The organism is Leptothoe sp. LEGE 181152 (assembly GCF_032906605.1).
Classification (GTDB): domain Bacteria; phylum Cyanobacteriota; class Cyanobacteriia; order Phormidesmidales; family Phormidesmidaceae; genus Leptothoe; species Leptothoe turfae.
On sequence record NZ_JASATU010000032.1, the window covers coordinates 422,802 to 444,514 of the forward strand.

Genomic DNA, 21,713 nt, shown 5'->3' on the forward strand with positions numbered 1-21,713 from the left:
GTATTGCCATGATGATTACTCGTTGCTCTAGTAATGACAGCCCCCGGAACCTCCGCTGGATAATTGGAACCAGCGTTAGTCTGGTTGTGATCGGCGTACCATTATTCACCTTCTGGCAAAGGGGATACGCCCAACCCTTTACTAATGAATTAATTAGTAACTATGCTGCCGCTGTACTGGCCATCGAAGATATTCGGCCCCAAGCCTATGCCGACATCAGCGACTTCATGACCATCGCCAATGCAGATGTTACTCAACATGACCTACGCTGTGTAAGCACCAACGATTTAACGGAAGTGCCACGTACAGTTAGATCTCAAGTTCGGCGTTCGTTGATTAATTTCTGTAATGATGCCAAGCAACTTGTAGAAGAAGCAGGTCTCACCGATGATCAGTTTAATGCAATCACTGGTGAACATCGCGAGAATGAAGCCCTGAAGGAACAGATACAATTGGAGATAGCAAGACAGCGCTAGAGGTAAATTAGTGAAGGGTTAAGAGTGAAGGGGGGATAGATTAGGCTGTATCAGCTGCGATACAGATTCTCTAACCCCTTAGAACGAAGGCCTTCAGCCTTAACTGTTCCACGATTTACGATTGACCACTCACCCTCCTTGCCGATACTGTTCACCATCTTCCGTATCTCCCATGCAATTCATTGATCAAGCTGAAGTTGACGTCCAAGGGGGCGATGGTGGAGATGGTCTAGTGGCCTTTCGCCGAGAGAAATATGTGCCAGCAGGGGGGCCATCTGGCGGCAGGGGGGGCAATGGCGGCTCAGTCATTCTCCAAGCGGTCTCCGATTTACAAACACTGCTGGACTTTCGCTACGCCCACCGCTTTCAAGCAGAACATGGCGAACGGGGTGGCCCTAAAAATATGACGGGGGCAACGGGGAAGGATCTGGTTGTAGAAGTGCCCTGCGGTACCATGATCTACGATGCCGAAACAGGCGAACTACTGGGGGATTTGGTCACCGAGGGTCAAACCCTATGTGTGGCCGAGGGGGGTAAAGGCGGCCTCGGCAATGCGGCTTTTTTGAGCAATCGTAACCGGGCACCGGAGACCTGCTTACCCGGACTCCCCGGAGAAGAGGGACGGATTCGTCTAGAACTAAAGCTGCTGGCAGAGGTCGGGATCATTGGTCTGCCTAATGCTGGTAAGTCAACGCTGATTTCCGCGTTATCGGCAGCCAAGCCAAAGGTGGCGGACTATCCATTTACCACCCTAGTGCCTAACCTTGGCGTGGTGCGAAAACCCACAGGCGATGGTACTGTATTTGCTGATATTCCAGGACTCATTGCAGGAGCCCATGCCGGAGCTGGCTTGGGGCACGATTTTCTGCGCCATATCGAACGAACTCGTGTGCTTCTACATGTCATCGACATTACGGCATTGGATCCCATTGAGCATTACCACACGATTCAGCAAGAACTCATCGCCTACGGTCACGGGCTAGCAGATCGTCCGCAGCTACTGGCACTCAATAAGGTGGATGCAGTCCCTGAGGATGAGCTTGAGGTTGTCACTGAGGAGCTGATGGCTAGCAGTGGATGCGATCGCATCTTTGGGATCTCCGCTGTCAGCCGCCAGGGTCTAGACGAATTGCTGCAAGTGATCTGGGACTTACTTGAAGAGACCGCGCCCAAAGAAGTAGAGGTAGAACCAGAACCATTCCCAAACCTGGTGCCCCAAGAAATGGCCCCTACCCAGTGGACATAATCCCAAATGCACAACGCCCAGCCAAACAACTCCGTTATCAAGAATCGGTACAGAATTCTTGATGTCCTGGGTCAAGGGGGCAGTAGCATCACGTATGAGGCAGAAGATCGAGTTACAGGGTACCATGTGGCCCTGAAGGAGCTATCGCTCAAGGGATTAAGCGATTGGAAAAAGCTAGAGCTATTTGAGCGGGAGGCTCAGGTTCTAGAGGGTCTCAACCATCCGGGCATTCCCAAATATGTTGACTATTTTCAGGTTGATACAGATTGCGATCGCTACTTCTACATTGTTCAAGAATTAGCTAAAGGGCAGTCCATTTCAGACTTAGTTATGGCTGGTGCACGCTTCTCAGAAGCAGACACTCGACACATTGCCATTGAAATTTTGCAGATCCTGGAGTACCTCCATAACCTAAGTCCACCCATCATCCATCGGGACATTAAGCCCCAGAACATTATTCGTGGTCATGATGATCGGATTTTTCTGGTGGATTTTGGGGCGGTGCAGAGTGTGTATCGCAATACCATTGCTTTTGGTAGCACGGTGGTTGGCACCTTTGGCTATATGGCTCCTGAACAATTTCGTGGCCATGCTTATCCCACCACGGATCTCTATGGTCTTGGGGCAACGTTGATCAATCTGCTCACCCATCAAAATCCAGCGGATTTGCCACAAACACGTCTGAAGATGGACTTCCGTGGAGTAGTCAACGTTTCTGAGGCATTTGCCAACTGGTTAGAGGGGTTGATTGAGCCTTTAGCCGAAGAGCGATTTGAGTCTGCTAGAACTGCTAGGTTGGCGTTGACCAGACCTAGACTGACTGCAACAAAAGGCCTCAAATATCCTGCCGGTAGCGATATTCAACTGACTTACGATCGTCACCACCTATTACTAAATATCCCACCCACAGGGTTAAGAAGAGCGGCCTTCAGAGGACATTTCAACGTGGCTTTGGCCTGGAATAGTATTGCCTGGTTTGTAGGTTTGGCCATTTTACCGGTTTTCTCATTGGGGGCAGCTGTTATTTTTTTTGTACCTTTCTGGGCGATTGGCCTAGGCATCGCTTGGAGAGCTTTTTGGACGGCCCTTGAACACGTTACGTTAGACATTAGTCAAGAGCGTTTTACCCTCAAACGAAAAATGTTGATTTGTAAAAGCGTTCATCAAGGTCATGTTGCTACTTTGGAAAGGGTGACTTTAGAAACAATTCTGCTAAGTAACGATCAGCCTGTGAAGACGTTGGCACTGCGGGAAGGTGTCTACAGTCATCAATTTGGTATATCGCTGTCGATAGCAGAAAAAGAATGGTTACAGGAAACGTTAGACAACTTTATCCAAAGGCAAAAATCAAAATAGCTCTGACGGCTAACGCAGTTTCCAAAAATGTTCCTGCTGATTTAGGGCTTGCTGTAAATGGTTAATGGTAATCTCTTCATCGCCTGCCAGACGCTGTGTCATACGTCCAATTTCAGTAATCTGCTGAGTAGATAAGGATAAGCCTTCAGCTAGAGTAGTCCAGCGGACTTTTCCCATGGATTTAACGCCGTTGGGGAATATTTGTTGCCACAGCTGCAAGCGTAGTTCGGTATTGGGCATGGGGATATCGATCGTCGTGAGCTGCTGTCGCCATTGGTGGCGGATAAGGTGACGATGGCACACTATAAAAACGATCTGAGCGGATGATTTGGTCAGCCAGTGCTGAAGGGCTGCTGTATCGATGGCTGAATTGCGGCCAAGCCAATGGTGGGCTGATTTAATTAAGACAATGGGATACTTAGCCTGGCCTAGTTCGGTAAGACAGTTGGGCCAGTCTTGGGGAGAAATTTGGGCCAGATCGAGAATATATAGAGATTGTTTGAGGTGGGTGGCGAGTGCGATCGCACTGCGCTCTTTACCCACACCTGGCTCTCCCACCAGCAATAGCCTCAACCGTGGCTGCTCTGCCACTGACTGTAGTCGCTGCTTGAGTGCATCGGCCAGTATCAGATCTGGCCAAGTCACTCGCCCTCGACATAGTTGGGCATACCAGTCAGCTGCTATAAACTGTAGCGGCCAGCTCGGGTCAGGATTCTCGGCCAGCAGGTACTCAACCCATGCAGGAGCCAGCTGCATCTGACTACCCAACAATGTCGAGGATGAACCCTCAACACATTGTAAAACTTGGCGCTTGATCAACGAATTTTCACCAGACAGCCGGGCACGCGCACGCCGACGCTCCAAATCATTGCGACACAATAATCGTAAGGCAAGTTCGACGGTCGGCAATGCCCCTACCGCGCAGTTAGTCCCTGTTTGCAAATAGTGATAAAGCCGCCCATAACGTACCTGAACTTCCGGAGCCAACGCCATCAGTACCAGCTTCTTTTCAAACAGGCTCAGCCCCAGCACCATTTGCATAGTTGGTAGCCCTAACGAAACTTTGCTAGCCCGACTCAGCAAAATCCGCTTGTCTATTGCTTTTTGGTACCCCAGTGAGGGTTTATCAGATGATTTAGGCGCTGTATCATCGTAGGCACGTTTTTTAACCGCAATGAGACCTTGCCACCAGTCACTAGTCGCCTTGTCAGACGCATTTTTGGCCACCTGATTAACCGACTTTAAATGCTTGCGTTGCTGAGAAACCGCCACTAAAAGCAGCCGTTCTAACCAGCTGAGCTCTGTTTCCAGATACGCCCAATTATTTGCAAACGGAATCCCAGAACCCATTAATTATTTCAAACGACGCAGGAACTCAAGCGGTAGCCCATCAGTATCAGCAATAAAGGCTACTTCATACACACTAGACCCAATCATCTGTTGCTGAGGTTCCAACAGGACGTTTAGAACCGTATCTTGAGAAATCGCTTTTTGCTTCAACTGTTCCAGCCAGGTCGGTAAACTGTCAGCTGCTTGAGTCAGGTCAAATGACAGATGATAGTAACCAGTGTAATGCTCATCACTAAAGGCATCGGCAGCAGGTTTGGGTTCTGGCACCTGCATGAGCTCGATTCGTCCATGTAAACCTTCCATCCAACACGCCAGAGTAATGCCAGCAGTAAAACGTTCTACCACATCAAATCCCAGCAGCTCATAAAAGGCAATGGCCTTATGAATATCCGCCGTTCGAATCGACGCATGATGCATAGTATTCCTATCACCGTCTTTTAACCAACAACTCGAACAGCTTACTCAAAAAATTTTAGATACCGATAATTATTCGGCACCCCAGGCTCTTTTTCTAAATCAAAATTGATCACTTCCCACTGAGGCACTTCTTGGGAAGACGGACTAAACGCCACAGGTAACCCATATAGCCTGGGAGTTCCTGTATCCACTTGGCCACGCCAAGGTGCACTGTATTCCAGATACGACTTCACTAGGGGCCGATAGCGTTCTGCAATAATCACTCGTGTCGCCCGATAACCCTCGGTATACAATCGATCGAGCGCTTCATGAATCTCAAACCGAATACCATCAGGATGAGTATGCTGACGATACCACTCCCCTTCCCATTGACGCCAGTGACGCCCCGATTGCACATGTACCAAATCATGGGTTTCAAGACTGACCTCAAACGCACCATGGCGTGTACATAGATAGCTATCGGTCAAGGTTAATGCCGGAATTGTCTGCCGACAGTGGGGGCATTTTATCTCTGGCCCATAAAACGGATACTGAGAAGCGGAATTTAGCATGCGGGTTTATTAAAGCATTGACACCTAAATATGTATTGGCCTGTCTCAACTACCCCAACGTTGAGCCTAGGCAAAGCCCCAGGTGCCGGAACGTACTAATAGAACACTCCAAACAAAGCCAATTAGGCTTTCACTCGCCTTATTATAACGGGAGGCAAAATAGCGCGCGCTAACCCTTACATACATTATTCTGAAGAGTTTTGTCCATCTCAATGGTTAACGTTGATAAACCCATGGACATTGAGACGGGGTATCAATCACCTGATTCCTACCCTCCGGCAAGCCTCCTAGGTTCAATTGGTAACCTTTAGAACTAGATCTATTCTGTAGGTAATTCTGTGACTAACCTCACTCCTGTCTTAACCACACCTGAAAGCTTTTGGCCTGCACCAGACCTCTCACAAGCTGCCTTTATTGCCCCAAATGCAACGGTCATTGGCAATGTAGAGATAGATGAAGGTGCGAACATTTGGTATACCGCCGTCGTCCGAGGCGATGTCGAGCTGATTCGCATCGGTGCCCACACCAACATACAAGACGGTGCCATTCTCCATGGCGATCCTGGGCAGCCCACAATCCTTGAAGACTATGTCACCATTGGCCATCGCGCTGTGGTGCACAGTGCCCACGTTGAGCACGGCTGCCTCATTGGTATTGGAGCCGTTATTCTTAACGGCGTCCGTATTGGTGCAGGCAGCATCATCGGCGCGGGCGCAGTCGTGAATAAGGATGTCGCACCCGGGTCACTGGTGGTCGGCATTCCTGGCAAGGTATTGAAAACTGTATCCGCCGAACAAATCGAAGAGCTGATCGACCATGCTAAAAAGTATGAACAGTTAGCCCTAGTTCATGCAGGTAAGGGCACTAATTTAGGGTTTGAGTAAATCAGTTTGAAGTTTTGAGTTTTGTAGAGTTTTGCTCTTCTCAACTTGTCGAGTATTTTGAGTTCGATTACCTCGACAAGGTATAGCAAGATAAAAAGCGAACAACTTAAAACTCACAGCTAAGCCCTTACAACGCCTCTCCCCGATGACCTCCAAATTCTTCCAGCCCAACGACGCTCTCCAGAAAAAACTCAACCAAATCCTCGATTTAACCTGGGCTCGTTTTCCTAACCTGGCACAAAATCAAATCGCGGTTACCTGGCTAGCTTACGAGCCTCCCTACACTGTCAATACAGGGGGCGCGCTAAGTGCTGATAACTTCTGGAAGCAACAGCCAAAGGGGGCAAGCTATCGCGGTGTAGAGCGGATTTACCCAGCCAGCGTCATCAAGTTGTTTTACCTGGTGGCTATTCATGAGTGGTTAGATCGCGGCATGGTCCAAACAAGCTTGGAACTAGAGCGAGCATTACGGGACATGATTATCGACTCTAGTAACGACGCAACAGGCTATGTCGTTGATGTGCTAACGGGTACGACAAGCGGTCCAGAGCTACCCCCTGGACCGTTTGAAACCTGGAAGCAACAGCGAAACTTGATCAACCGTTATCTAACCAGTCTGCAATGGCCTGAGCTAGCAACCATTAACGCTAACCAAAAAACTTGGTGTGATGGTCCCTACGGTCGAGAGCGAGCATTTCTGGGCGAGGGCTATGAAAACCGCAATATGCTGACGACCGAAGCATCTGCTCGGTTACTGCATAGCATTATTGGCGGGGTGGCAGTCAATGCAGAGAGGTCTCACACCATGATGGACCTGATGAAGCGCGACCTGGATCCTAAAGTACTAGCTGCGGATCCAGAAAATCAGGTGACGGGCTTTTTAGGGGCGGGTGTGCCCGTTGAGACAAAGGTTTGGTCAAAAGCAGGACTAACGAGTAAAGTACGCCATGATGCCGCTTACATTGAGGCAGATGGGGCACATCCCTATCTATTAGTCGTGTTTACTGAAGGGGCTGAGCACAGCCAAGACGAGGAGATTTTACCGTTTGTGTCAGCACAGATCTTGGCTGCAATGCATGGGATGAACACGTAAGGCTCACTTTCAACGGGCACTCTAAGACCAGTTCAAGGGTGCATCAATGATTACAAAAACGTCCTGGCAGCAAGTAGAAGCGCGCTTCAAAGAAATTTGGGGCTACGACAGTTTTCGTCCTCCACAAGATGAAGTCATTCGCACACTATTGGCCAAACAGGATGCTCTGATTGTCATGCCGACCGGTGGAGGTAAATCCATTTGCTTCCAATTGCCTGCTTTATTGCAAACAGGCATAACCCTGGTCATCTCTCCATTAGTTGCACTAATGGAGGACCAAGTTCAGGAGCTAAAGCAACGCCATTTAGCCGCAGAACGCATCCACAGTGCCCTGGCCAACTTTGAGAAACGAAAGATACTGCAACAGGTGCAGCAAAACCGGTTGCGGTTGTTGTATCTATCGCCTGAAACACTACTCAGCAAACGAGTCTGGGACATTCTCTGCCACCCCCAGGTAATCATCAACGGCCTGATTTTGGACGAAGCCCATTGCCTGGTCCAATGGGGTGACACTTTCCGACCCACGTACCGACGACTCGGTGCTGTCAGACCAGCATTGCTGCCCCATAAACCCGCAGGCACCCAGATACCCATTGCAGCATTCACAGCAACGGCTAACCCAACGGCTCAGAAAACCATCTGCGAAGTGTTGCATCTACAACAACCTCAAGAGGTCAAACTCAGCCCCTATCGGTCAAACCTGAATTTAGCTGTGAAAGTAGTTTGGACTCCAAGGGGACGACGACAGGCAATGGTTCAGTTTGTAAAGTCTCATCCTGAGCAAGCAGGATTGATCTATGTTCGCACTCGCCGGACTGCTGAAGAGTTAACCCAGTGGTTACGCCCCCAGGGATTTTCAGTGGCAGCGTATCATGCAGGGCTGGCCAGTGAGGCACGTCGGCGCATTGAAGCCGAGTGGATAAAGGGAAACTGTCAGTTTGTAGTATGCACCAGTGCATTTGGCATGGGGATTAACCATCCACGAGTTAGATGGGTCTGCCATTATCATGCGCCAAGTACGCTCAGTGAGTATGTGCAGGAGATTGGTCGCGGAGGACGAGATGGGAAACCAGCGGATGCGCTAACGCTGGTAAGTGAGCCTACAGGATGGTTAGATTCAGAGGATAAAAAACGCTGGCAGTTTTTTGCGGAGAGTGCACGGAAGCTACAACGAGAGGCACGACAGTTGGGGAAGTCATTAGCCGCATCTGATCATATTGATGAGGTGTTGCGACGTAATGGGAAAGCAGCGACAGCACTAGCATTGTTGCATGGTCAGGGACGGTTGATTTGGCAAGACCCGTTTCACTATCAGTTGACGGTGGAGCAATCATCGAAAGCTGATAAACCAGTTGATAGTGTGAAGGAGACTAAGCAATATCTCTTTAGTCGGAAGTGTCGCTGGCAGAGACTTTTAATACAGTTCGGCTGTGAAGCAGAAGCTCAAAACATGCAGTGCGGGCATTGTGATAATTGTCGACATTGGTCAACAAAAGATACTTAGGCCCATGCCCCTGAGATAAACTTTTATTCCAGCGATGGAGTATTCTCTTAAGAGCCTCAACCCAGGTCCTTAAACAATACTAGCCATAACATTTTTGATATAACAACCAAGGAAAAATATTGAGAGTGATCTGAATTTTGTGTAAACGCGGTTTGTTTAGAGAGGAAAGCGTTCTGGGAACAGGATCGCAAAATGTGACAAGGCGGCTCGCCAATTTTTAATCGGTCGATTTCATTTTTTCGCGATATGATTCATCACCAGATACATCAGTCTGCAAACAGCAGCTTCATCTGGGAAGATCGCTTGGGTCTTAATCACCTTACGCAAGGAGCGATTGAGGGATTCGATAGCATTGGTGGTGTAAATCACTCGACGAATCTCCATGGGATAGTCAAAAATAGGAATGACATTGTCCCAGTGGCGAATCCAGATCTGGCTGATAGCTGGGTAGGCCTCATCCCATTGTTCGCTGAAGGCATCAAGGGCGGCTTCTGATTCAGCCAGGGTGGCCGCTTGGTAAATCGGTTTGAGGTCCTTGGCCACGGCCTTTTGCACGCCTTGGATACGTTACCGAGTGTTTTGGCTAGATTTAAGAGGCCTAAGCGGTTCTTAACGATCTTGTCTTGGGTATTCATTGTGACACTCCTGATTCAGTGTGAGTTTACAGGTTGTGTCAGATAAAGTCTTAACTATTACATTTGATGTCAGCGACTATGCCGCCAAGCCCTGAGCCCTTACCTTATAACCTTGTCCTTTATCTCAGCGCTTCTACTGCTGTAGCTGGCCCCAAAATCGAGATATAGGAGTCTACAAAGCAACGCTTTGCTGCCTCTTGGGCGTCTTCAATGGTCACTGCCGCGATATTAGCCTGGAACTTGTCGTCAAACTCAGTGCCCAGCCCCAGAATCTCATACCAACCCAGCAGTTGAGCAATTTGCCCATTAGTCTGCTTACCCAATGCATATTGCCCAAGCATTTTATTCTTAGCGACCTGGAGCTCATGCTCGGTGAGGGGAACTTTGCAGAGTCGTCGCAGCTCACTCTGAAGACCGTCTAGTGCAACGGATGTATTTTCTGGTGCAGTGCCAATATAGGCGACAAATTGTGATGGGCCCAAACGTGTGGGATAAAACGCAGAAACGTCATAGGCCAAGCCCTGTTTTTCCCGTAGTTCGACAAATAGACGACTGGATAGGCCATTCCCTAGGTGAGTGCTCAGAAGCTTAAGGGCTGGAAAATCTGGGTGCATGACTGGGGCCGCTAGGTACCCAATAATCACAAATGCCTGGTTCGTTTCTTGGGGCGTGACGATGCGATAAGCATGGGATTCGAGCCCTGGCAGTTGAGGGGCAGGGGCAGGATACTCAGGGACAGCCCAATCGCCCATGAGTTTATCGACTAAAGCAACAGCCCGTTCAGGATCAATGCGTCCAACAATAACCACCACCATGTTGTCGGGACGAAAATGCTTTTGGTGGGCCTCTAAAAGATCATCGCGTTGAATGGCCATGACGGTTTCTTCAGTTCCCATGCTAGAAAACCCATAGGGATGGGTGCCGTACATGCCTTCACGAAAAAACTTATAGGCTACGCTAAAGGGCTGCTCTTGCATGGAGCGCAGACCTTGAATCGTCAGCTTCCGTTCGAGTTCAATTTCATTCTCAGGAAAGCTAGGCTCTTGCAGAATTTCAGTGGCGAGGCTGAAGATTTCCTCAAAATCGGCGGATACCGTTTTAACACTGACGACGCTGTAATCTGAAGCGCTATCGGCTCCTAAGCTGGCTCCTACATATTCCACAGCTTCCGCAATATCGAAGGAACTGCGGTGAGTTGTTCCTCTTGTGAGTAGGGATGTGAGCAAGCTAAAAATACCTGCATTTTTTGGTGTTTCATGGCCTTGTCCAACGGGTAGAAACACACGTGCTGAGACGATATCAGCGGCTGGATTTTCAATAGCAATAACTTTGAGGCCGTTGCCCAGATGGGTCGTGATGGAGTTTTGCTTTGGGGCAGTTGATACAGTCACAGGTGTTGTGGTTAGAGGTTGTAGTGAAGTCTGTCAGGAAAGGATGCAGTGTAGCGCTAGGCAGGAATTAGAGCAAGGGTGCCACAACTCTGTGGAGATAAGTATTGCTGGGCCAGGGGCATAAGTTGTTCAGCAGAGTATGCCTGTATGTGTTTGGGGTAGGTCAGGGAAAGTTCAGGTTTAGCCAAAGTGCCGTAATATCCATAGAGTCCAGCAAGCTGTCCTGGAGTTTCCATTGAAAAGGCATAGTCATTGCATAATACCCGTTTGGCTCGTGATAACTCTGCCTCACTAATCGGTATGTTAGCTAGGGTCGCGATGCGATCGCAAATGACCTGTTCTACTTCCTTTACATAATTGGGGGGGAGCCAGGCTGATAAAACGAATAAACTACAGTCCTTCTGTACCGAAAAACTACTTGCGATTTCATCTACCCATTGACGATCTTCGCGCAGCTCTCGTACCAGGCGCGACACCCGACCCTCGGCCAAGACTGTCGCCAAAATGTCTAAGCCACAGGCTGATTCTAAGTCCTCAATCCCAGGGGCTAGCCAGGCCATGATCAATCGCCCATGTTCCAATCGAGGCAATGCTAAGGTATGCCGAGGGTTGGTCAGTAGGCGTGGGGGTGACATTAGCCCTGCTGTCGGACATGATTCTCGTTGTGCAAATGCACGAAACGTTGTCTGCACTAGTTCTAGCACTCGCTCTAAGGAGACGCCACCAGTAATCACCACCTGCATATTCTCAGGTTGGTAGTGAGTACGATGGAACTGCCGCATTTCTTCAGGTGAGCGCTCTTGCAAGATCTCGGGAGACCCTAATACTGAACGTCCGTAGGGATGATTCCCATAAATCATTTCCGACAGCGTTTGAAAACCTATCCAATCAGGGTCATCCCAAGATTGATGAATCTCTTCGATGACTACATGTCGTTCTCTTACAAACTCGTCGGCTGGGATCGCTGCATGCAGTAACAGATCTGCAAGATAAGGGAGGGCATGGGCTAAGTCATTGGCAGCCACTGTCATATAAAAATGAGCATAATCATGACTTGTCGCTGCGTTTGCTAAACCACCACGGCTCTCAATAGCTGCATCGAACATGCCCGGCAAGATCTGCTCAGTCCCCTTAAACACCATGTGCTCTAAAAAATGAGCCATGCCTGTCCAAGTGTCTGGTTCACAACGAGCACCTGCCCGAATCCAAACGTCCACAACGACGACAGGAGTCGCTGCTATTTCTTGGTGAATAACAGTTAAGCCGCTGTCTAATTGGACAATGCTCGCTGGAAATGACCCATTGGCCTGATTAATATCACTGTTTGAAATATTGGAGGCAGGAACGTCAGGGGCTGAACTCAAATTGTTGGGTGCCTACTGCTTAAAACTTCTGTCTATGCTACCTCTCTAAGTTGTTTTCGGGAATACATACTTGGCAGAAGTTATCTGGAAGCTGTGCAATAAGCAATAAATCTCAGAAGGAAGAAAATTATACCGTTGCTGACTGGAGGGGTGTCATAAAACAATGGTCTGACCACGTTAGTGGTCAGACCATCTGCTAAAAATAAACATAAATTAAAAGGTTTTTTATCTAGAGATTATTAAACCCTGATCAGGGACAAGGATGAAATGGCAAAAACCCATTACTTGAACCTGTAAGTCATTTCAACATTTGCTCTCTACGCCTGACAAAGCGTTGAACAGCCGTGAAAAGAATGTAGACCATTAACAAGTAACTAGTGGCAAGCAGCAATATCAGCAGGGGGGTTAAGGGATGAGTCATGGACGTAGCCAGTGAGAGAGGAGCAACAAGGACGATTCGCAGGCCAAACAGGCAGCCAGCAAAAACTGACAGCGGGGCAGCTAGTTCGAAAATTATGCAAGATTCCCAATAATCAAAAAGCCTTGATACAAGAATCACCCAGCACCATACGCATTGCAGTATCGCTCGTCACTCCGTACGCATCTAGGGCATACATGCACCGATAAATTTTCTAGCTGTCTGTTCGAGACCTTACAAGTCTGACTCAGCCATGGGTTGGGTCAAACAGTTGCCATACTCTTATAGACATTGCCTGCCATGGGTATCAACTACCCCAGACAACTGCAACACATCGGCGGATGACTCAAGCACTACTAGCAGTCAGAAGCCAACTACTAGAACAAAGCTACTAACACCAACTATTGAGCTTGCTATGAAATTTTCTAATTCCTAGTCCTTAGCTTAACATAAGAATTTGTTATTCACATAGACCTAATTAAAAAAAAGAAATAAAAATATCTAATCAATGCTGGCCAGATGGAACTCTTTATGGGGTGTGGTGCTTTGAGAACTGCAAAGTACTGAAGCAAAAGGTGTTTCTACATTTTCTAAATGGATTTACGACACCAAATGAGTCGTTAGCTTAGAATGAATATGGATTACTTAAAATTTCGTAATCAAGCCGTCTGAGCATTTTCTCCCATGACTTCAACAACATCGCTGTTTGCTCCCGTCGAAGCCGATCTCAGGCTATTGGCGGATAATTTAAAGCAGCTGGTCGGTGCTCGGCATCCTATTCTCTACGCTGCTGCAGAGCACCTTTTTGGGGCCGGAGGGAAACGGATTCGACCTGCTATTGTGCTTCTACTTTCACGGGCTACGGTGATGGAGGCAGATATTCCAGCTCGGCATTTTCGCCTGGCTGAGATTACTGAAATGATTCACACCGCCAGTCTGGTACACGATGATGTCGTCGATGAGTCGTCATTGAGACGTGGTGTTCCTACTGTCCACAGTAGTTTCAATAATCGAGTGGCGGTTTTGGCAGGGGATTTCTTATTTGCTCAATCGTCATGGCACTTAGCAAATTTAGACAATCTAACGGTTGTTAAATTGCTGTCCCGCGTGATTATGGATTTAGCTGAAGGTGAGATCCAGCAGGGGTTAAATAAGTTCGACACCACACTCTCCATTGATGCTTACTTGATGAAGAGCTATTACAAGACAGCATCACTCATTGCTAATAGCTGTAAGTCGGCGGGTGTTTTGAGTGAGGTTTCTGACTCTCTGGCTGAGGCATTTTATCAATATGGGCGGAACTTAGGCCTGGCATTTCAGGTGGTAGATGACATTTTGGACTTTACCGGTTCTGAGGAAGTGTTGGGTAAGCCTGCTGGTTCTGACTTGCTGAGTGGTAACCTGACAGCCCCAGTGCTTTATGCCATGGAAGAAACGCCTTATCTGGCTACGTTAATTGAGCGAGAGTTCGCTCAAAGCGGAGACTTTGATGAGGCGATGGCCTTGGTGAAGGCTAGTCGTGGTATTGAACGCTCACGGGAGCTGGCCTCTCAGCATGTTAAACAGGCTGTTCATAACCTGGCTGATTTACCTCAGTCTGAACCTAAGCGCGCACTGGAAGCTTTGTCTAGCTACGTGTTGAGCCGATTATATTAATTAGTCTAAGGTGCATTTGCCCGCTGCTCAAAGTGCGTTCAGCATAGGGATACTGGGTAAAAATGATTTTCTGGGTCTGCTAGTACCTTATACTTTCGGCGAGAGGCTAAATTAAGGCAGTCATCGTGTGATGGAGTATTGGGGCCAAAGACAGGGATGAGTAATCCAGGGCGTCCAGTTATATGTCTAGGGGAAATTCTGGTTGATAGTTTCTGGTCAAGCGATCGGGAGAAAAAACTGTCATTACCTGGTGGGGCACCGGCTAATGTAGCCTGTGGTCTGGCTAAGTTAGGAACATCGGCAGAATTTATTGGTGCTGTAGGCGTTGACTCTTGGGGGCAGGCCCTGGCTCAGTTGCTGTCGGACCTACAGGTGGGATCGCGTGGTTTGCAATCTCATCCGACAGCTCCCACCCGTGAGGTTTATGTGCTGACCGATGAGATGGGAGAGCGATCGTTTGCTGGGTTTTCATTGCCTGATCCAGCTAGTTTCGCAGATGCCCATGTGATTTGCGATCGCATCGATCCCCGCTTGTTCCATGGCACCAAATATTTAGTGATCGGCACCCTAGGTTTGGCCTATTCCCAAACGCGAGAATCTATTTTGCAGGCTGTGGAATGGATGCAAGAGCAAAATGGTCGAGTCGTCCTAGACGTTAACTGGCGACCTATGTTTTGGGAAAACCCTGCCCAGGCAATGGGTCTAGTGATGGATTTACTTAAACACGTATCCTTTCTAAAGCTATCGGATACTGAGGCGCAGTGGTTATTGGAGACGACAGATCCGGTGGCAATCGCCGCCCAACGCCCTTATCTGGAAGGTGTTATGGTGACCGCTGGTGCCGCTGGCTGTCGCTATTATCTGGGGGGGTACAGTGGTCACGTGCCTGGGTTTGATGTGGATGTTGAAGACACCACTGGTGCGGGTGATGCCTTTGTTGCCGGTTTTTTACATAAGTTATGTCTCTTAGGTCGCAGCTGTTTACTGGATGCTGATTGTGCCCATGACGTCGTTCGCTATGCCAGTGCGGTGGCAGCGTTGACGACAACTCGATCGGGTGCGATCGCAGGGCAGCCCACCCCACGCGAGGTGGATGCATTCTTATTTTTGAGAAAATGACAATATATACGTGTAGGGGTATTCCATGGAATGCCCCTACACGCAACGTCCCTACGTCTCGAACGGAAATTCAATGGCTAAAGAAATCGAACGGAAGTTTCTGGTGCAGGGCGACACCTGGCGTGATTTGGCGGAGGGACATTATTACTGCCAGGGCTATGTTGCTACCCAGGGAAAACAAACTGTGCGGGTACGGATTATTGGCGAGCAGGGATATCTCACCCTAAAAGGCCCCGTAGTGGGTATGAGTCGCTCGGAGTTTGAATACGAAATTCCTACCGTTGATGCCCAGGCAATGCTGGCAGAACTATGCCAAAAGCCTTTTGTCGAGAAAAACCGATACCGAATCCCAATGGCAGCAGTCGTTTGGGAAGTTGATGAATTTCTAGGGGAGAATCAGGGCTTAATTCTGGCGGAAGTAGAATTAAGCCACGTTGGGCAAACAATAGAGCTGCCCACTTGGATTGGCCAGGAGGTAACGGGAGATCCTCGGTATTACAATTCCAACCTGGTCAAGAATCCATTTAGAGATTGGGGGCTTAGTAAGAACCCTTAAAAATTCTCTCAGCCTGTGTTCGTGCCAACCGATTTTCCCCTGGCATATGGGATACAGCATGGGCACCATGGGCACTTCCATTATTATTGAGGGCCTTGCCTAGATTGCTAAAGGGTGCAACAAAAGCATGACGCTCAGCATCGTAGGCTAAGATGCTGCCATCATTGATGTTGTAAATCCAGCCATGGAGAGATAGGTTGCCTCTATGGAGCATAGAGCGAACAGCTGGATAGGTGCGCAGATTTTCGATTTGCGTGAGGACATTCTCAGCCACCAGCATATCCAGCTTGTCAGACTTTTCTAAGTCGTTGTAATTGTCTTCAACCAGCTGACGGGTAGCTTCTGTATGGATTAGCCAGTTGTAGACCAAAGGCATTTTTTCTTCCAGCTGACCGATCTGTAGCAGTCCTTTCATGGCACCACAGCTAGAATGACCACAAACAATGATGTGATCAACGTTTAAGGACTTGACAGCATATTCAATGGTCGCCCCTTCCCCACCATTGGTAGCGCCAAAAGGAGGAACGATATTGCCTGCATTACGAATGACAAATAGTTCACCGAGTTCAGCTTGGGTAATGAGCTCTGGTTGTACTCGCGAGTCGGAACACGTAATAAATAAAGTATTGGGGCTTTGACCCTTGGCCAGGGTCGCCATTAGTTTCTTATGGGAAGGAACGTAGGTATCTTGAAACTGACGCAGACCGCGCATTAATTTTTTCATTGTCCTTCGTCCTTCATACGTGCTCCTGGGCATTTTCTGACAATACCCTGTAATCCTTATCCCATATCTTTAGAGCTCTGCGTACAAAGTTTTACTTATCAGTCTGATTAAAAGAAAGGTCAGAAGGGGGCAATGGGGACTGGAGATTGCTTTGGCAATATTTCTCCATGGGGGATTTTTCTGTGGATTTAATGAGCAATCCTGTAAATCACCGCTATGATGCATAGGGTTTTTAAGGCAACTATCTGCTGGGTGTAATGATCGAGCCATAGCTCATACCCAACTCCCCATTTCCCCTGTACTTGAAGGATCTCACGATGACCGATTTGCCTACAATTAAGGCGGTATACACCGACGGTGCTTGTTCAGGAAATCCTGGGCCAGGGGGCTGGGGGACGGTGATTTATTTTGTTGATGGGCAAGTGCATGAAATGGGAGGACACGCCTCGGGGACGACGAATAATCGCATGGAAATGCAGGCTGCGATCGCGGCGCTTCAGTTTCTCCAAAACAACGACTATGACAGCCCCATAGAACTGAATACCGACAGTAAATATTTGATTCAAGGCATCACCCAGTGGATGTCAGGTTGGAAACGCAAAGGTTGGAAAACATCTGCTGGCAAAGCGGTGCTGAACCAAGACCTATGGATGACGTTGGATAAATTAAAGCAGGATCTAGCAACGTCCCAAGGCGTTGACATTGATTGGCGTTATGTAAAAGGGCATGCAGGTAATGTGGGTAATGAACGCTGCGATGAAATTGCCCGTGCTTACTCCCATAAGCAATCAATTCGCTTAAAGCAGCTTACGGCTAAAGTCTTAGCGAGTAAGCAATTGTCATCGACCCGTACAGCCGACAATGGGCCGAAAAGTGAAGAGGCGGATTGCGATCGCATTGCAGCTGAGGCTCCAGACCGACAGAATCAAATGAATACTGAAGCTGGCGATACGTTACAGCGGCTTAGCCACATCCTTAACCGTTTGCAAATGGCCGATACGTTGGCTGAACACGGATATCTAATCACGACGCAAGAACTGGCCGACCTAGTGAATGAGACCGTTAGCGATATTGCTAAGCGTGGAGCGCAATGGACTTGGCGAAATTGGTCTGTTGTACAGGTGGGTGGCAATGGTGCCGACAAAGATTTTTGGCAGTTAGAAAGACTAGATTCCCTGTATTGATCTATTACATCTAACAGGATTGACCTACATCAGAACTTTTCAGACCAAATTTTTTCGAAGATTAGTAAAATCCGGAACTTTTTTGCTCGTTTCTACGGCTATGTCTGCATAAAGCTACAAGGCGAACTTTTTTTGAGCGTGCTAATCTGCGTATAAGAATAAACTTCTCAGCAAAATATTATTTTGACAGATGTGTGGGTTTCCAAAAGCCAGTTTTAGCTGTTTTGGTGAACCTTGCTGTCTGGATTTCCCTGTCTGCAGTATGTGGCACATGGGACTGTCTGTTTCATCTACTAATTTCACTTGACGTATTAAAAATGCTTGTAAGTAAAGAACTATGGCGTTCTTGAATGAGACGTTTTCTCCTGAAAGTCTTGCTACCGATCTCACACAGCTGCTAAGTGATGATGCTACTCCTTTTGGACAAGAGCGTTTACAAACTATCGCTCCTCCTCCAAAGGACTTAACTCAGCTGGCTGAAGCGCTTGACATTATAAATTGGGATCAAACCGCAGATTTTCTAACTGCTATTACGAATGAGGAGTTTTTAGACTCCATTCATCCAACCTTGAGGAATGGGTTGGTCAGAAGGGCAGAATACCTGCCCGAGCAAACTATTGACTCTTCATCCGGTTCTTTGGCAGATAGTGATTGGCTAACAGGACTGGTGGGAGCACTCATAAGAAATATAGATGGCTCCCTCGATACTTTGCTCAACGGCGGCTATGCAACACAAGAGGATGCAATAGCTCCTGAGCAGGCCGATAGAGCTGGTAATACGCTCACAACAGCCCATAATCTAGGTGTCTTGAGTAGTAATCAAACAGTTCAAGATTTTGTGGGCGCAGCGGATGCAAATGACTACTACCGCTTTAGCCTGACGCAGCGCAGTCGTTTAAGGCTGGCATTAACTGGCCTCACGGCCAATGCGGATATCGAATTGCTCAATCGTGATGGCAAAGTCCTGGAAGCTTCCTATGGTGAAGGTCTAGCATCAGAGGAAATGACGCAGGCTGTAGATGCTGGTGATTATTACATTCGAGTCTCCTCAGCCGGAGGAGATTCAAACTATCGTTTGGCAGTGGCTGCCAATGTGCTATCAGTACCAGACAATGCAGGGAATACCTTTAGGACTGCTCGTAATATTGGCACGCTGGGCAGCAGCAGCCGGTCTTTTCAAGACTTTATCGGCAATGGCGATGCCAACGACTTCTATCGCTTTAGCCTTAACCAGAATAGCAACTTCAGCCTAGAACTCACAGGGCTAAGTGCAGATGCCGATGTACAGCTATTCAATAGCCTTGGACAGTTGGTTGGGCAGTCTTGGGCACCGGGTTCAAGTTCTGAATCAATCAATCGGTCTTTGGCAGCAGGTACCTACTATATTCGTGTCTTTCCCTATGCAACTGCCAGCACTAACTATCGTTTGACGTTGAATGCTGCTGAAGTGACAGCATCCCCCTCATCATTTAGCAATGTCTACGGTTATGGGCTGGTTAATGCAGCGGATGCCGTAGCCCGTGCTTTGGGCCAGGCTACGTCCCTACCTGATGTTGCAAATCTAGGTGGTAATAACTGGGGCCTTGATTCGGTGAATGCACCGGAAGCCTGGGCTCGAGGATATACCGGCGATGGAGTGGTAGTCGCTGTTATTGACTCAGGGGTAGATATTAATCATGCTGATTTGCGCGATAACATTTGGGTCAATACTGACGAGATCCCTAATAATGGTGTCGATGATGATGGCAATGGCTACATCGACGATATCAACGGTTGGAACTTTGGCGTGGGGCAAAACAATAACAACGTTTTGCCTGGAACCAACGATCCGGGTCAGGGCCATGGTACCCATGTGGCAGGCACCATCGCCGCTGCTAATAACGGTATAGGTGTGACAGGCGTTGCCCATGAATCCAGCATCATGGCGATTCGTATGGGAGATGTTTCAGGTGGCAGATTCCTTAATGCTGGTAATCTGGCCCAAGCTATTCGTTACGCAGTAGATAACGGTGCAGATGTGATTAATATGAGCCTCGGCTGGACTGATTCGCCGGAGATACAAGCTGCCTTAGCCTATGCTGCTAGCAATAATGTCATCACGGTGAGTGCATCTGGTAATGGGGATGCTAATGGTAATGGGCTACCGTTCCCAGGTAATCCGGCCCGATATGCGACACAGTATGGTATTTCTGTAGGCGCTGTTGATATTAATCAAGATATTGCTAGATTCTCCAATCGCCCTGGCAATAATAGCGATCTCCAGCATGTAGTTGCTCCAGGGGTTCGTGTCTATTCCACAACACCCAATAATACCTACGGTTTCTCTAGTGGAACATCTATGGCAACACCGCACGTTGCTGGTGTAGTTGCTCTGATGCTGGATGCAAACCCGAACTTAACCCACGCTCAGGTTAGGCAAATCTTGACTGATTCGTCTGTCAGGCTAGCTTAAGTTTGGTGCGTCATCTTCTTCATGCGGAGGGTGTGAGTTAGCTGTCAATCAAGCTATAAATCAATAAAAAGAGGGGCTCCGTAAAGGAGCCCCTCTTTTTTAGCTTATGCCTTACAACTTAGCCAAGACTAAAGTACTTAGCCATTGATTGCAGGAGCGCTCAATGCAACAGGTACTTCAGCACCAGCAGCCAAATCTAGAGGGAAGTTGTGAGCGTTACGCTCGTGCATTACTTCCATACCTAGGTTGGCACGGTTGATCACGTCAGCCCAAGTGCTAACGACACGCCCCTGGGAGTCCAAAATAGACTGGTTAAAGTTAAAGCCATTCAGATTGAAGGCCATGGTGCTGATGCCCAGCGCGGTGAACCAGATACAAACAACGGGCCAAGCACCCAAGAAGAAGTGCAAAGAACGGCTGTTGTTGAAGGATGCGTACTGGAAGATCAAACGACCGAAATAGCCGTGGGCTGCAACGATGTTGTACGTCTCTTCTTCCTGACCAAACTTGTATCCATAGTTCTGGGACTCAGTCTCAGTGGTCTCACGAACCAAGGAGGACGTTACCAGAGAACCATGCATTGCGGAGAACAAAGACCCGCCGAAGACACCCGCCACACCGAGCATGTGGAAGGGGTGCATCAGGATGTTGTGCTCAGCTTGGAACACCAGCATGAAGTTGAAGGTACCGGAAATACCTAGAGGCATACCATCAGAGAATGAACCCTGACCGATGGGGTAGATCAAGAATACTGCAGTTGCAGACGCCAAAGGTGCGGAGTAAGCAACACAGATCCAAGGACGCATTCCCAAGCGATAGGACAGTTCCCACTGACGACCCATGTAGGCAAAGCAGCCAATGAGGAAGTGGAAAATGACCAGCTGGTAAGGGCCACCGTTATACAACCACTCATCTAGAGAAGCAGCTTCCCAGATGGGGTAGAAATGTAGACCGATAGCGTTGGAAGAAGGAATTACAGCACCGGAAATGATGTTGTTGCCTAGTAGTAAAGAACCAGCAACGGGCTCACGGATACCGTCAATATCAACAGGAGGAGCAGCGATGAATGCGATGACAAAACAAGCAGTAGCAGCTAGCAGAGTAGGGATCATCAAAGTGCCGAACCAACCAACATAAATGCGGTTGTCAGTACTAGTAACCCACTGACAATACTGCTCCCACATGCCAGCCCGTTCACGGGATTGCAAAGTAGAAGTCATAGTGATGATAGAAGTTATGAACATGAGTCAACATCACTGTGAAGGCAAACAAAGATAAATAATTTAATCTCTGCGGCAAATTAAGTGAGTGAAGACTCGTTTATAAGATTAGTAAAT

The 21,713-nt window shown here is 48.2% G+C and carries 18 protein-coding genes and 1 pseudogene; 11 read left to right on the forward strand and 8 right to left on the reverse strand.

Translation table 11 applies throughout. The features are described 5' to 3' along the window. Positions 1 to 8: 8 nt before the first annotated feature. The 3 genes from QGP82_RS19055 to QGP82_RS19065 all read left to right on the forward strand — a co-directional run bounded on the left by QGP82_RS19055 (position 9) and on the right by QGP82_RS19065 (position 3,078). Positions 9 to 476 carry a DUF4168 domain-containing protein gene (locus tag QGP82_RS19055; protein ID WP_499060695.1) on the forward strand — a complete coding sequence of 156 codons (468 nt, stop codon included), beginning with the start codon at positions 9 to 11 and terminating at the stop codon, positions 474 to 476. A gap of 172 nt (positions 477 to 648) precedes the next feature. Further along, positions 649 to 1,722, forward strand: a complete 1,074-nt coding sequence (gene obgE / locus QGP82_RS19060) for a GTPase ObgE (RefSeq protein WP_499060696.1) — start codon at positions 649 to 651, stop codon at positions 1,720 to 1,722. A 6-nt stretch (positions 1,723 to 1,728) separates the two neighbouring features. Further along, positions 1,729 to 3,078 carry a serine/threonine protein kinase gene (locus QGP82_RS19065; RefSeq protein WP_499060697.1) on the forward strand — a complete coding sequence of 450 codons (1,350 nt, stop codon included), beginning with the start codon at positions 1,729 to 1,731 and terminating at the stop codon, positions 3,076 to 3,078. Between the two features lie 9 nt (positions 3,079 to 3,087). Here QGP82_RS19065 and QGP82_RS19070 read toward each other — a convergent pair whose 3' ends face one another. From QGP82_RS19070 to QGP82_RS19080, 3 genes are read right to left on the reverse strand one after another with little or no spacing between them, the layout of a single operon-like run. Next, a complete protein-coding gene (locus QGP82_RS19070; RefSeq protein ID WP_499060698.1) occupies positions 3,088 to 4,428 on the reverse strand; it encodes a hypothetical protein in 1,341 nt (446 codons plus the stop codon). 3 nt (positions 4,429 to 4,431) lie between these two features. Next, on the reverse strand, positions 4,432 to 4,845 hold the full coding sequence (locus tag QGP82_RS19075) for a VOC family protein (protein WP_006516655.1): 414 nt from the start codon (positions 4,843 to 4,845) through the stop codon (positions 4,432 to 4,434). A 41-nt stretch (positions 4,846 to 4,886) separates the two neighbouring features. Continuing rightward, positions 4,887 to 5,396: a TIGR02652 family protein gene (locus tag QGP82_RS19080; protein ID WP_006516656.1), complete on the reverse strand. Its 510-nt coding sequence runs from the start codon at positions 5,394 to 5,396 to the stop codon at positions 4,887 to 4,889. Between the two features lie 338 nt (positions 5,397 to 5,734). Between QGP82_RS19080 and QGP82_RS19085 the strand changes: the two genes are divergently transcribed. From QGP82_RS19085 to QGP82_RS19095, 3 genes are all read left to right on the forward strand, one after another. Beyond that, entirely contained in the window at positions 5,735 to 6,280 is a 546-nt protein-coding gene (locus QGP82_RS19085; RefSeq protein WP_163666483.1) for a gamma carbonic anhydrase family protein, read from the forward strand. A gap of 145 nt (positions 6,281 to 6,425) precedes the next feature. Beyond that, the gene (locus tag QGP82_RS19090) at positions 6,426 to 7,373 is read left to right on the forward strand and encodes a serine hydrolase (protein ID WP_163666481.1); all 948 of its coding nucleotides are present in this window, start codon (positions 6,426 to 6,428) and stop codon (positions 7,371 to 7,373) included. Between the two features lie 46 nt (positions 7,374 to 7,419). After that, the gene (locus QGP82_RS19095) at positions 7,420 to 8,877 is read left to right on the forward strand and encodes a RecQ family ATP-dependent DNA helicase (protein ID WP_499060699.1); all 1,458 of its coding nucleotides are present in this window, start codon (positions 7,420 to 7,422) and stop codon (positions 8,875 to 8,877) included. Positions 8,878 to 9,033: 156 nt separating this feature from the next. Here the strand turns inward: QGP82_RS19095 and QGP82_RS19100 are convergent. From QGP82_RS19100 to QGP82_RS19110, 3 genes and pseudogenes are all read right to left on the reverse strand, one after another. After that, positions 9,034 to 9,426 (reverse strand): annotated as a pseudogene (locus QGP82_RS19100) (transposase); the annotation flags it as partial. Between the two features lie 205 nt (positions 9,427 to 9,631). Further along, the gene (locus QGP82_RS19105; RefSeq protein ID WP_163666477.1) at positions 9,632 to 10,903 is read right to left on the reverse strand and encodes an insulinase family protein; all 1,272 of its coding nucleotides are present in this window, start codon (positions 10,901 to 10,903) and stop codon (positions 9,632 to 9,634) included. A gap of 56 nt (positions 10,904 to 10,959) precedes the next feature. Beyond that, on the reverse strand, positions 10,960 to 12,267 hold the full coding sequence (locus QGP82_RS19110; RefSeq protein ID WP_250565040.1) for a M16 family metallopeptidase: 1,308 nt from the start codon (positions 12,265 to 12,267) through the stop codon (positions 10,960 to 10,962). 1,102 nt (positions 12,268 to 13,369) lie between these two features. Here QGP82_RS19110 and sds point away from each other — a divergent pair. The 3 genes from sds to QGP82_RS19125 all read left to right on the forward strand — a co-directional run bounded on the left by sds (position 13,370) and on the right by QGP82_RS19125 (position 16,016). Next, a complete protein-coding gene (sds, locus tag QGP82_RS19115) occupies positions 13,370 to 14,341 on the forward strand; it encodes a solanesyl diphosphate synthase (RefSeq protein WP_163666475.1) in 972 nt (323 codons plus the stop codon). Between the two features lie 156 nt (positions 14,342 to 14,497). Continuing rightward, a complete protein-coding gene (locus QGP82_RS19120; protein ID WP_163666473.1) occupies positions 14,498 to 15,460 on the forward strand; it encodes a carbohydrate kinase family protein in 963 nt (320 codons plus the stop codon). Positions 15,461 to 15,533: 73 nt separating this feature from the next. Then, a complete protein-coding gene (locus QGP82_RS19125; protein ID WP_163671735.1) occupies positions 15,534 to 16,016 on the forward strand; it encodes a CYTH domain-containing protein in 483 nt (160 codons plus the stop codon). Here the strand turns inward: QGP82_RS19125 and QGP82_RS19130 are convergent. Next, a complete protein-coding gene (locus QGP82_RS19130; RefSeq protein ID WP_163666471.1) occupies positions 16,000 to 16,740 on the reverse strand; it encodes a carbonic anhydrase in 741 nt (246 codons plus the stop codon). The two genes, QGP82_RS19125 and QGP82_RS19130, sit on opposite strands and share 17 nt — an antisense overlap. 317 nt (positions 16,741 to 17,057) lie before the next feature. On the opposite strand from QGP82_RS19130, the gene rnhA reads away from it, so the two are divergent. Both rnhA and QGP82_RS19140 read left to right on the forward strand, forming a co-directional pair. Then, positions 17,058 to 17,924: a ribonuclease HI gene (rnhA, locus tag QGP82_RS19135; protein ID WP_499060700.1), complete on the forward strand. Its 867-nt coding sequence runs from the start codon at positions 17,058 to 17,060 to the stop codon at positions 17,922 to 17,924. Between the two features lie 337 nt (positions 17,925 to 18,261). Further along, a complete protein-coding gene (locus tag QGP82_RS19140) occupies positions 18,262 to 20,376 on the forward strand; it encodes a S8 family serine peptidase (RefSeq protein ID WP_499060701.1) in 2,115 nt (704 codons plus the stop codon). Between the two features lie 137 nt (positions 20,377 to 20,513). Here the strand turns inward: QGP82_RS19140 and psbA are convergent, their stop codons facing one another. Further along, positions 20,514 to 21,596, reverse strand: a complete 1,083-nt coding sequence (gene psbA / locus QGP82_RS19145; protein WP_499060702.1) for a photosystem II q(b) protein — start codon at positions 21,594 to 21,596, stop codon at positions 20,514 to 20,516. Between the last annotated feature and the right edge of the window lie 117 nt (positions 21,597 to 21,713).